A 12046-nucleotide genomic window follows, 5' to 3' on the forward strand; every position below is an offset into this window, starting at 1 on the left:
GTTGAAATCAATAGCTGATCATCGGGCAGCGAAGCTGAATGGCCGGTGAACCGATTGCGGCGCTTTCGTGATTGATGGGCCTAGGATTGCGGGACGCCGAAGTGCAGACCAGATGGGCAATCTTGCCGGAAGATCATTTCTCGGTCAGCTCAAACCTCCTGAAGCGAAGCTGTCTTTCAGGCAACTCCCAGCGCGGGCCCGATCGAACATCGCGATGCGCCAGGATGGACACCTGGGACTCAAACGATGGCGCCAGTCACTATTGCGACTTCTGAAGGAGCGACCGCACTTTCGGCCTGACGACCTGCAGGGGTGTCTGCCGACCGGCATGTGTTGGTCTTCTTGGTCGTCCGTCAGCCTGCTCTTTCGCACTTGATCCGGATCTGAGGGATCGCTCACTCTCAGCTCGCTTCGGATGAGCTTGTCGGTCCTCATCGGAGCCTTTCCCATTCACCACAAACCGTCGCAGCGATTGCCGCCAAGGAACGCGGTCTTCATCGCGAGCCTCCAAATTACGTCTTTATCCCGAAATGCAGAGGTGTCGAGAATTGCTGCCGCTGCATATCGATGTCGTTTAGCCGCAAGCGTTCCGCGGGCCGCGCCACGCTTGCACTTCGCCTGCCTGGCAGGGCAATTGAACTTGCCGCGCCAGACACCTCATCCCGCGAACGCAGAACGTCTTTGCGTCGGCAAAGGCGGGCCTTGCTGCCTATCTGCCAATCAACGGCGTTGGTGCGCTCGGCAAGCCGCGATTGGCCTCTCGGTCATGGCCATCCATGGGTGAGTTTGGCCATGCTCGAGTCCTGTTCATAGCTATTTCAGGCAGCGCCTATTGAACGGAAAGGCCAGCCGATAAGCTCGGTGGAGACGGAGCAACTTGCCGGGCGCAGTCGGTCCCGGCTTCCGCCCTTCGGGCGGCGCTATACTAAGCCTCCTGCGGCTGCGCTGTTAACCGGTCAAGTTGCGCGCGAACTGGCTTCGACGCTGAAGCGTCGGCGCCTGGTACGCTCATCACTTGCCATGGCCCTGGCGGGCCAGCTGCTGCATCCCAGGTCATCACGGTGCTGCGGGGAGGGGGCAGGTTCACTGCTTTCGCAAACAGGCTGGAGCTCGTTTTCGTCGTTCCGCGCAGGCTCTGTGAGGCAGATAGCCGCGCATTGAAGCGCACCTCCCGCGTAGCTGCGTCGTAGTACTCAACCAGCGGCTTGGCATGATCCAGCAGTACCTCACGGGGAACACCGCCAAACCGCAGGAAAGCTCCTTCCAACCCCAAACTTGTTCCCAGTGGCCGCGCATGTGCGGTCAGTTCAGAACCGCCATTTGCAACTCGGCCTGTCGACCCAGCGTTGTCATCCACTCGGTGAACTGCGGTCGGCTTTTGATTTGCCGGCCATAATGGCGGCCGAGCGCTGTTGTCAGGTCGCCCTTGCGTCCAAGTTGCTCGTCGGCGAAACGGATCATCTGCGAATTCGGCCACGCTTGCGGCCGGATCACGATCAAACGGGCAAACAGGTCCTCGGCAGACTCATCCGGGTTCGCCTGCGCCATCAGTGACAGCATGGCGGCCGTCGAGCGTGACACGCCCATATGGCAATGGACGAGCAGATGGCTTGAGCCATTTGCATCCTGCCTTGACTGAAAATCCGTTCCGAAGCGGAGGATCTCTGCCACATGGTCCGGATTGGGCGTCACACGCCCAGGCGCCTCCGCAATGATGTCGTGGAAGCGTAGCGTGGTGCGCTGGTGTTTGCCGTAGGTCTGGAAGGCGTCCAACTCCGGATACTCGGGATCGATCAGGGACAGGACATGGGTGACGTTGCGTGTGCTCTGGCCCGGCAGTTCCTCAATCCCGCAAACTGTCAACTCCGGTGTGAAAATGACATCCATATCCGTTCAATCCCGTTTTCTGCGGTCTATCAGCGCCATCGCGCTCCTGAGCGACAAGCTAACGAATTTCACATACATCGGTTTGGGCGGCCGCGATAGGCGGGATCCAAATACTCACCCCGATCTGTTTTGCGAATCAGTCCGGCCGGACCTGTCGGTCCTCAATGTCACGGCGACGTTTAGAAATAAGAACCGGACTTGGCGGGAATGCTCCGCCCGAAACGCGCGCCATTTCAGGCGGTGCAGGGTGTGGCCAGCCTTCCCTCGGCATGTCGCCGCGCTGCAGCGATCAGAACTGCCAGCCAAAACTCGCCGCGGCCACGCTCAAGAAACGCTAACTGGCCGCGCGGAGATAGGGCAGGGAGGTTGAATGCACCGCACTCGAAGTGCGGCATGAGCGAAAGCCAGTAAAGGTTCCAATCACTTATCCGGACGACCATCTGTGCTTGCCGTCCGCTTTACGCCTGCCTCACCCGGCGGCCTCAGCCTTCTTCAACGCGTTGATGAAGTGATCGTTTTCCGCAGGCGAGCCGATGCTGACGCGAATATAGGTCTCGAAGCCGGGTTGTTTCCAGGGTTTGACGATGACGCCTTGCCGGAGCAGTGCTTCGGCCAACCGGGTTGCATCTGTGCGTGCGTCGAAGAACAGAAAATTGCATTTCGACGGTGCAATCCGGTAGCCCATCGTCGCGAGCTCTGTCTTCATTCGTTCGCGTTCGACCAGAGCAAGCTCGACAGAACGGTGAAGGTGATCGGTATCATCAAAGGCGGTGAGGGCGGATACCTGGGCGATCGCATTGGTGTTGAACGGAGTGCGCGCACGATTGAAAAAATCGCAAAGGCTGCCGTCGCTGACAATACCATAGCCGATGCGCAGGCCTGCCAGTCCGTAGGCTTTCGAGAAGGTACGTAGCACGACCCAGTTCAAGCCCGTCACCTTCAGCATGTCGGCCGCACTTGGATAGTCGTCTCCGGCTGCATATTCCGCATACGCCTCGTCCACCACGATGAGCGTTTCCGGATCGAGCGCGGCGATAAACTTTTCCAGTTGGAGCGGTGTCAGCCATGAGCCGACCGGGTTCATTGGGTTCGAGAACATCAGCATGCGAGGCTTGCGGGCAATTGCGGCGAGAACGGCGTCCATGTCGACGGTGAGGTCCGGTGCAACGGTGACGCGATCGACTTTTCCGCCCATCAGGGTCGTATAGTCTTCATGCAGGGGGAAGGATGGATAGAGCGTTACCACAGTGTCGCCCGCGCGCACCACGGAGCGGCAAATCACGGCGATCAGATCTTCCGAGCCGTTGCCGAGGATAACCTGATTGTTCTCGACATCGAAGCTGGCAGCCAGGCGGGCGCAGAGCGCGCGGCCCTGCGGATCGGGATAGAGCCGGGCTAGTTCGCCGATGTCGGGAAAAAGCCCACGCAAGGCGGGCGAGGGGCCGAGAGGGTTCTCGTTGGAGCCGAGCTTGGCGACTTCGTCGACATGATACTTCGACCGCACCTCTTCGAGCGTCAGTCCGGCATTATAGGGGGCGATCGAGCGGATTTCTTTCCGTATGGGGGTTGATGGGTTTGCCATTTTACCGTCTCCATGAGGTACCCTTGCTATGCGCTATTCATAAGCCGGGATTCATGATCTGTATATATGTATAGACATGTTGTCGAGATAATGATGTCATCCAGGTTGGAACCAGGACAGGAGCCGTCATGACCCGCCCGATCTTCGACCTTTCCGGCCGCCGCGCCCTCGTTACGGGAGCAAGCCGCGGCATAGGGCAGTCTATCGCTTTCGCTCTGGCCGAGGCCGGTGCGCACGTGGCGGTGACCGCGCGAACGGTAGAGGGCTTGGCTGAGACCCGGGCACTGATCGAAAAGGCCGGCAGCCGCGCGGTGGCGCTTGCCCAGGACGTTCGCGACGTTGAGGCTTGCGCAAGCGTCACGAGAGCAGCGGCTGAGGGTTTGGGCGGTCTCGACATCCTGGTCAATAATGCCGGGTTCGAGAATGTCCGGCCTTCCTTCGATGTGGACGAGGCGCTCTGGGAAGCGATCGTCTCGACCAATCTGAAGGGCGCCTTCTTCTGTGCCCAGGCGGCGGGCCGGATCATGGCGGACGCAAACGGCGGAGCGATTGTCAATCTCTGCTCCCTGACATCCTATGTCGGCATTCCGACGGCGGTACCCTACGGCGCCTCCAAGTCCGGCCTACTCGGCGTAACGCGTGCCCTGGCGACCGAGTGGGCAGCGCACAACATCCGGGTCAACGCCATAGCGCCCGGCTATTTCCGCACCGCCATGACTGAGGGCTTCTACGAGGACGAGGACTGGCAATCCCGCATGCTGGAAAAAATCCCTCAGCGACGCTTCGGCAAGGAGAGTGACATCGGCGGTGTCGCGGTTTTCCTCTGCAGCGATGCGGCTGCCTATATAACGGGGCATTGTATTCCTGTCGACGGCGGCTATCTCGCCTCCATCTGATCCGTGCGCGAGCCTGCATGAATGCTCCGTGTGGGGTGCAAACCGTACGACGGACCCGTCTTGACTGCTTGTCATTCTGTCCGTCGCTAGCCAAACTGTCAGCGGCATTGCGCCTTCCTTTCGCATCTGCACAAATAATTGGCATGTAGAATTGCAGTGCAAAAAATGCGCAATGCCGGTTGACGACACTTGTACTGATATGTATAGACAACTAGACGTAAAGGCTCGTCGAGTGCCTTCCCGCCGGGCCAATAGAATAAAGCTTCGCCGCGGTTTCATCGGTCGGAGCAAGACAGGGGAATTTGATGGGCGTTGTTGCTGCTGGTCTCCGTCCGCCCGGATCCGTCAATCCGGTCGCTGTTTCCGTCAAGGACGTCGGCATGGCTTTCGGCGATGTTCACGCTGTCAGGAATGCCTCATTCGACCTCCCGAAGGGGCGGTTCCTGACCATTCTCGGCCCGTCCGGATCCGGTAAGACGACACTGCTGCGCATGATCGCCGGCTTCGACCGGCCGACCCACGGTGAGATCTTCATCAATGGGCGGCCGGTCAGTGCCGTGCCGGCGCACAAGCGCGCCATCGGTATGGTGTTCCAAAAGCTCGCGCTTTTTCCTCATATGACTGCGGCCGAAAACGTCGCCTTTCCGCTCAAGATGCGACGCCATGACGCCCGCACGATCCCGGAAAAGGTCGCGCGCTATCTCGATCTCGTGCGCCTCGGGGGCTATGGCGGCCGGCGGATCAATGAGTTGTCCGGCGGTCAGCAGCAGCGTGTCGCTATCGCCCGTGCGTTGGTGTTCGAGCCGGACCTGCTTCTGCTTGACGAACCGCTTGCTGCGCTCGATCGCAAGCTGCGCGAGGAGATGCAGCTCGAGTTCCGCCGCATCCAAAAAGAGCTCGGCGTCACCACGATCAATGTCACTCATGACCAGCGAGAGGCGCTGGTGGTTTCCGACGAGGTCATCGTCATGAATGGCGGTTCCATTCAGCAAAAGGCCCGGCCGGTCGATGCGTATCGCGCGCCGTCGAATGCTTTCGTCGCAAACTTCATCGGCGTGACCAATTTCATTGAAGGCAACGTTGTCGAACTTACTTCAGCGCGAGCCGTGTTCGAAGCCAACGGTGTGCGTCTCGTCGGGATCCCTGCCGATGCTGCCCTTGCGACCGGCATATCCTGCAGCGGCGCGGTTCGTGCGGAACAGATCCGCATCGCGCCGAAGGACAGGCCACTCGAGGGACTCGAAACGGTGGTCGACGGCCAGGTCGTCGATTGCATTTTCGAAGGCGAACGCGTCGTTTACGAAATTCAGGTTCCGAGGCTGGCCGGCGTGCTGATGCGGGTCTTCGACCACGATCCAGAATCTCACTTGCAGTTCGGTCCGGGCGACGAGGTTCGTCTCGGCTGGAATGCCAGGGATATGCATGTCTTTCAAAAATGACCCCGAGAAGGTCCAGCCAGAGGAGAATGTCTAATGCCGCATGAAAAATTCCTGTCCGCGCAGATCCGCCGCCGGACGTTGCTTGCGTCGATCGCCGCGGCTGGCGCCTCGGCGGGTCTCTCGACGCTCGGCGCCAGTCGCGCCTTTGCCCAAGAACCGGAAAAGCCGGCCGAGATCATCGTTCGCGCCTGGGGCGGCAGCTGGGTCGATGCGCTCAAGGCTGGCGTGTCCGACAGCTTTACCAAGATGACCGGGATTGCCGTCCGTCACGACCTGACCGAGGACAACGAGATCCAGCCGAAGGTCTGGGCCGCTGTTGCCCAGAAGCGTGTCCCGCCGATCCACATCAACTGGGATACGACCACGAACGCGACAAAGTCGGCGCTGCGCGGGGTCACCGAGGACCTGTCGGACCTGCCGAATCTCAAGAACGCCACGGATCTTGCCAAGCCGGTCGGTCTCGACGGCTATCCGATCGTCAATACCTACGGCTATGTTTACGTGCTCGCCTATCGCCCGTCGGCCTTCCCGAACGGCGCACCAAAGTCCTGGAAGGATCTGCTCGACCCCAAGCTCAAAGGTCGTATCGCGCTGTATAACGACGGCATCGGCTTCCACTTCCCGGCCCAGGTCGCCGGCGGCGGTAAGCTCGAGGACATTCCCGCCAACATGCAGCCGGCCTGGGATTTCATTTCGAAGATCAAGGAGCAGCAGCCGCTGCTCGGCGAGGACCCGGATTTTACCACCTGGTTCCAGAAGGGCGAGATCGACGCCGCCTGCACCATCTCGACCAATGCGCGCGAAGCCAAGAAGAACGGCATCGAGATCGCCTGGGTTGTGCCGGAGGAAGGCGCAAAGTTCGACACCGACGGCCTTTGGATCCCGAAAGGTCTGCCCGAAAATGAGCTTTACTGGGCCAAGAAGTACATCAATCACGCCCTGACCAAGGAAGCACAACAGATCTGGCTCGACGGTCTCGGCCTTCCCGGCGTCATTCCCGGCATCACGCCGCCGGCCGATCTCGTGGGCGATCCGTCCTACCCGACCACGGAAGAGGACTTCAAACACCTGATCCGTATTTCGTCCAAGGTACAGGTCGAGAACGAGAGCCAGTGGTTCGCCAAGTTCAAGGAAATCATGCAGGGCTGATGCCTTGTGTGCCCGCCGCGTCCCTTCTCACGGCGGGCAACATTCTCTCGTGAAACAGGATCGATGCCATGCGCGCTTCCCGTGCCGCATATCCCTTGACGTGGCGCGTCATGGATATGCTCGAACGCCTTGCGGCTTTCGTCTGGCCCTCGAGCTTCCAGCGAGGCTTACCCTACCTCATGCTGATGCCCTCGATTGTGCTCGTGGGGCTGCTTGTGCTCGGCCTCGTCCAGATTGGCGACACGAGCCTGAGAACGCTCGATACCAATACCTTCCTGATGTCGGAGAGCTATACGCTCGCCAATTATCAGCGTGTTCTGACCGAGAGCTTCTTTGCGACCGTGGCAGGCCGTAGCCTGATTGGTTCGATGATCGTGACCGTGATCACGCTGGTGTTCGCGTTTCCATATGCTTATCTCATGGTGCGCACGCCCTCGTCCACGCTTCGCAAGTTTCTGCTGGTTGCGTTGTTTTTGCCCTTCTTCATCGGACAGGTTGTGCGCGCCTATGGCTGGCTCATCATTCTCGGCAATCAGGGCATGGTCAACGAGGCGCTCGGTCTCGTAGGCGTCCCGCCGATACGGCTGCTCTACAATTACCCTGCGGTACTGTTCGGCCTCATTCAGTACATGCTGCCTTTTGCGGTGCTGATGCTCGCACCGGCTCTGACCGCGATCCCCAGCGACCTCGAGGCGGCAGCGGCCTCGCTCGGCGCGGGCTGGACCCGCACTTTTCGCCACATCGTTCTGCCGCTTTCCCGACCGGGGCTCGTGGGGGCCGGCCTAGTCGTGATGACACTGTCGCTCACCGACTTCGCTATCCCCGCCATCCTCGGCGGCGGCACGCAGGACTTTATCGCCAACGCGATCTACGACCAGTTCTTCCGCACCTCCGACCAGGGCATGGGTGCTACGCTGTCAATGATGCTCGTTGCGGTCGGGTCCATGCTCGTCGGCGTCGTGTTCATGGTATTCGGCGCAGGCACGCTCGCAATGACAGGAGGCCGTAAATGACGGGCAGCAAGAGTAAATCCTTCGTTCTATGGGCTTTCGTTGCGACTGCGCTTGTGATGTTGTCTGCGCCCACTGTCGTGGTGCTCGGAGCCTCGTTTACGGCCGGAAACATCATCACCTTTCCGCCGGACGGCCTATCGCTGAAATGGTACGGGGCGATCGCCCAGGCAAGTGACCTCAGGCAGGCTTTCCTGCGTTCGCTGATCGTCGCCACGATATGCACCGTGGTCTCGATCCCGGTCGGCACGCTCGCCGGCATCGCGTTGGCCAAATATCGGGTGCGGTTTGCTCGATCGATCCAGATCTATCTGCTGTTGCCGTTCACCATCCCGCTGATCGGTTCCGGCATCGGCATGATGCTGGTACTCGGCAACATAGGCGTTCTCGGGCGGTTGTGGCCGGTGGGTATCGCCTGCGCCGTCATTAACCTGCCCTTCATGGTCTGGGCTGTGACGGCCAGTGCCAGCAATCTGTCGCCCGACCTGGAACTGGCTGCGGCCAATTGCGGAGCGCCGCCGCTGCAACGCTTCCTCTATATCACGCTGCCGGCGGTCCTGCCGGGCGTGATCACGGGATCGCTGCTGATGTTCATCCTCGCGCTCAACGAGTTTCTGGTCAGCCTCCTGCTGGTGGATGCTCGAAGCGTGACGCTGCCGGTGCAGATCTACAATTCCATCCGCTCGATCATCACGCCCGACCTGGCCGCCATCTCCGTGGTGTTCATCGCCTGCGCGGGTGTTGCGATCGCGCTGCTCGACCGGCTCGTCGGTCTCGACATCTTCCTGAAATCGAAATGACCCTTCGGCCCTGCGAGGGCTAGATACAAGGACAAGACGATGACCAACGTCTCTTTCTACGAATACTCCAAGCTGAACCTCGAAGAAAAGGCCGCCCTGCTGCGCCGTTCGGAAACCGACATATCGACCTTCATCGAGAAGGTCGCGCCGATCCTGGAAGCCGTCCGCACCGAGGGTGACAAGGCGCTTGCACGATTTGGCCGCGAACTCGACAAGGCCGATGTCACGGAAGCCAATCTGAAGGTTACCGCGGCCGAGTTCGATGCGGCCTTCAAGCTGGTTGATGCAAGCGTGATCGAATCCGTTCAATTCGGCATAGACAACATCCGCAAATTCCATGAGGAGCAGAAGCCTGAAGCCATGTGGCTGAAGGAGATCCGTCCCGGCGCATTTGCCGGAGACCGCTTTACGCCCATTCAGTCGGTCGCGCTCTACGTGCCGCGCGGCAAAGGTTCTTTCCCGTCGGTGACTATGATGACATCGGTCCCGGCCGTTGTTGCGGGCGTCTCCAATCTGGCCATCGTCACACCGCCGGCACCGGACGGTTCCGTCGATGCTGCGACGCTGGTTGCCGCACGCCTGGCCGGTGTCGAAACCGTCTACAAGGTGGGCGGCGCGCAGGCCGTTGCTGCCGTCGCCTATGGCACCGAAACCATCAAGCCGGCGCTGAAGATCGTCGGTCCCGGCAGCCCGTGGGTGGTCGCCGCCAAGCGCTTGCTCTCCGGCGTCATCGATACTGGTCTTCCTGCCGGTCCGTCCGAAGTGATGATCCTCGCCGATGATACGGTCCATGGTGGTCTTGCCGCGCTCGACCTGCTGATCGAGGCGGAACATGGCCCGGATTCCTCCGCCTATCTCGTTACCCACAGCCGCCGCGTCGCCGAGGAGGCGCTCGCAGCCCTTCCAGAACACTGGGCGAAGATGACCGAACAGCGCGTCGCGTTCTCAACGGCCGTGCTGAGCGGAAAGACCGGCGGCATCGTTCTCACGTCGTCCATCGAGGAAAGCTACGAGTTCGTAAACGCCTATGCGCCGGAGCATCTGGAGCTTCTCTCGGAAGAGCCCTTCATTCATCTCGGCCACATCACTGAAGCGTCCGAAATCCTGATGGGTCCCCATACTCCGGTCAGCATCGCCAACTTTTCGCTTGGGCCGAACGCCGTATTGCCGACCAGCCGCTGGGCCCGAACGTTCGGCCCGCTGTCGGTCAGTGATTTCGTCAAGCGCAGCTCGATCGGCTATGTCACGGCACCGGCCTATCCGGAATTCGCCAAGCATTCCCACAATCTGGCGATCTACGAGGGTTTCTCCTCGCATGCGCTTGCCGTATCGCCGGTGCGCGATCGCTATCTGAAGCAGGGCGCCTGAACCATGAAGGCTGTGCGGCTCTACGACGCCAAGGACTTGCGGGTGGAGGAGGTCGCCGAACTGTCGGCTCCGCCGCCAGGCTTCGTCAACCTTGAAGTAAGGGCTGCTGGCATCTGCGGTTCCGACCTTCACAACTACCGAACCGGCCAATGGATCTCGCGCCGGCCCTCGACGGCAGGCCATGAATTTTGCGGTCGCGTGAATGCGATCGGAGAGGGCGTCAGCCACGTGGTGCGGGGAGACGTCGTCTCTGCGGACTCGCGCATGTGGTGCGGCACCTGCCCGGCTTGCACGAGCGGCCGCAAAAATGTCTGCGAGGCCTTGGGTTTCGTCGGCGAGATCTGTGACGGTGGCTTTGCCGAGGCGGTGCAATTGCCAGCCCGACTGGTCGTGCGCCACGATCCTGGGCTTTCGCCCCATATTGCCGCTATGGCCGAACCGATGGCGGTCGCCTTGCATGCCGTGCGTCGCCTCGCCATTCCGGCAGGCGAACCGGTTCTCGTCATCGGCTGCGGCACGATCGGCGGGTTGAGCGCCCTTCTTCTCTCCCGGTTGCACGCCGGTCCGCTGCTCCTGGCCGATCTGAACGCCGACAAAGCCGCTCTTGTCGCCGATGTGACTGGTGGCGCGGTCGTTGCTCTCGACAGGGCGGTGATCGAAGAAGCACTTTCCGGCGCAAGGGTGCGCTATGCGCTGGATGCCACCGGCAGCATTCAGGCGATCGCCCGGGCTCTCGACATCCTGTCAGCTGGCGGAGCGCTGGCGCTCGTCGGCATTGGCCACGGCAGGCTCGATTTCGACCCGAACATCCTAGTGGAGAGGGAGATGTCACTCGTCGGCTGCCATGCCTTTGCAGACGAGTTGCGCGAGAGCGTCGGGTTACTGGTCGATCTCGCACCCGCGCTGCGACGTTTCATCGAGGTGCTGCCGGCGCTCGACGATGTGCCCGAGGCTTACGAAAGGCTGCTGCGGGGCGACAGCAAGGCGCTCAAGACGATCATCGAGGTGGCGGGCTAAGTCCGGTCCGCCATGTCATTCCGGATGCCGAGGCGGCGGTGGAGGCAGTGAACCATGAATACGCTTTCAGATTCTGCATCGCCGCTCTACGCCAAGGTGAAGGACTTCGTCCTTAGCAACATCGGCAGCGGCAAGTGGGCCCGCAACAGCCGGCTTCCGTCCGAAAACGAGCTCGTCTTGGCACTCGGCGTGTCCCGTATGACCGTTCACCGGGCGCTGCGGGAGCTCACTTCGGAGGGGCATCTGCGCCGCATTCAGGGCGTCGGCACCTTTGTCGCTCCGCCGCGGCCCCAGTCGACGTTGATCGAGATCAGCAACATCATCGCCGAGATCAGAGCACGCGGTAGCCGGCACCGGGCCGAGGTGTTCGTGCTCGAGCGCATAGCACGACCGGAACCAGAGCTTCTGCTCGCCTTCGAGTTTGATGCAGTGAAGCCCGTCGACCATTCTGTCGTCATTCATTTCGAGAACGACCTGCCGGTCCAACTCGAGGAGCGCTACGTCAATCCCAACCTCGTTTCCGGCTATGTCGACCAGGACTTTGCCGCAGTCGCCACTTATGACTACCTGCAGAATGCAACGCCGCTGACCGAGGTGGAGCACCTCATCAGCGCTCTGCCGGCCAGTGCTGACCAGGCTCGCCTGCTGAACATTCGCCCGGGTGACTGCTGCCTGGTCCTGCACCGCAAGACCTGGACAGGTCCGGTCGTCGCAACTGTGAATACCTTCACCTATGTCGGCAGCCGTTATTCGCTCGGCAGCCGCTATCTGCACGGCGGCAAGTGACCGCCGTTCCTATCCAAAAGACCCATTCGGAAAGAACGCTATGAGCCAGGCCACGAGCCGCACCGCGCAAATCAGGAAAATCGCCAAAGCCAGAGACGGCATGGCGGAACAG

Annotated in this window: 10 protein-coding genes and 1 pseudogene; 8 read left to right on the plus strand and 3 right to left on the minus strand. The window is 60.8% G+C overall.

Features of this window, described 5'->3' with window-relative positions; genetic code table 11:
• Positions 1-1117 precede the first annotated feature (1117 nt).
• The 3 genes and pseudogenes from BHD07_RS23925 to BHD07_RS23935 form a co-directional block, all read right to left on the minus strand.
• Positions 1118-1270, minus strand: a pseudogene (locus BHD07_RS23925) (IS21 family transposase); the annotation flags it as partial.
• Positions 1271-1302: 32 nt separating this feature from the next.
• Positions 1303-1887, minus strand: a complete 585-nt coding sequence (locus BHD07_RS23930; protein ID WP_338283379.1) for a tyrosine phosphatase family protein — start codon at positions 1885-1887, stop codon at positions 1303-1305.
• Between the two features lie 469 nt (positions 1888-2356).
• Positions 2357-3469 carry a histidinol-phosphate transaminase gene (locus BHD07_RS23935; protein ID WP_338283381.1) on the minus strand — a complete coding sequence of 371 codons (1113 nt, stop codon included), beginning with the start codon at positions 3467-3469 and terminating at the stop codon, positions 2357-2359.
• A gap of 128 nt (positions 3470-3597) precedes the next feature.
• Here BHD07_RS23935 and BHD07_RS23940 point away from each other — a divergent pair, with 128 nt between their 5' ends.
• The 8 genes from BHD07_RS23940 to hutC all read left to right on the plus strand — a co-directional run bounded on the left by BHD07_RS23940 (position 3598) and on the right by hutC (position 11934).
• Positions 3598-4365 carry an SDR family NAD(P)-dependent oxidoreductase gene (locus BHD07_RS23940; protein ID WP_338283383.1) on the plus strand — a complete coding sequence of 256 codons (768 nt, stop codon included), beginning with the start codon at positions 3598-3600 and terminating at the stop codon, positions 4363-4365.
• Between the two features lie 305 nt (positions 4366-4670).
• The gene (locus BHD07_RS23945) at positions 4671-5804 is read left to right on the plus strand and encodes an ABC transporter ATP-binding protein (protein ID WP_338283384.1); all 1134 of its coding nucleotides are present in this window, start codon (positions 4671-4673) and stop codon (positions 5802-5804) included.
• A 33-nt stretch (positions 5805-5837) separates the two neighbouring features.
• Positions 5838-6953 carry an ABC transporter substrate-binding protein gene (locus BHD07_RS23950; RefSeq protein ID WP_248449160.1) on the plus strand — a complete coding sequence of 372 codons (1116 nt, stop codon included), beginning with the start codon at positions 5838-5840 and terminating at the stop codon, positions 6951-6953.
• A gap of 68 nt (positions 6954-7021) precedes the next feature.
• On the plus strand, positions 7022-7966 hold the full coding sequence (locus BHD07_RS23955) for an ABC transporter permease (RefSeq protein ID WP_338283385.1): 945 nt from the start codon (positions 7022-7024) through the stop codon (positions 7964-7966).
• A complete protein-coding gene (locus BHD07_RS23960) occupies positions 7963-8763 on the plus strand; it encodes an ABC transporter permease (protein WP_324763982.1) in 801 nt (266 codons plus the stop codon). Before BHD07_RS23955 ends, BHD07_RS23960 begins: the two co-directional genes overlap by 4 nt.
• Positions 8764-8802: 39 nt before the next feature.
• Positions 8803-10131 carry a histidinol dehydrogenase gene (hisD, locus tag BHD07_RS23965; protein WP_324763981.1) on the plus strand — a complete coding sequence of 443 codons (1329 nt, stop codon included), beginning with the start codon at positions 8803-8805 and terminating at the stop codon, positions 10129-10131.
• Positions 10132-10134: 3 nt separating this feature from the next.
• Complete coding sequence (locus tag BHD07_RS23970; protein ID WP_338283386.1) at positions 10135-11148, plus strand: zinc-dependent alcohol dehydrogenase; 1014 nt, start codon at positions 10135-10137, stop codon at positions 11146-11148.
• A gap of 54 nt (positions 11149-11202) precedes the next feature.
• On the plus strand, positions 11203-11934 hold the full coding sequence (hutC, locus tag BHD07_RS23975) for a histidine utilization repressor (RefSeq protein ID WP_338283387.1): 732 nt from the start codon (positions 11203-11205) through the stop codon (positions 11932-11934).
• The last annotated feature ends 112 nt before the right edge of the window (positions 11935-12046 follow it).

This window comes from Sinorhizobium sp. KGO-5, from assembly GCF_036245905.1.
Classification (GTDB): domain Bacteria; phylum Pseudomonadota; class Alphaproteobacteria; order Rhizobiales; family Rhizobiaceae; genus Sinorhizobium; species Sinorhizobium meliloti_A.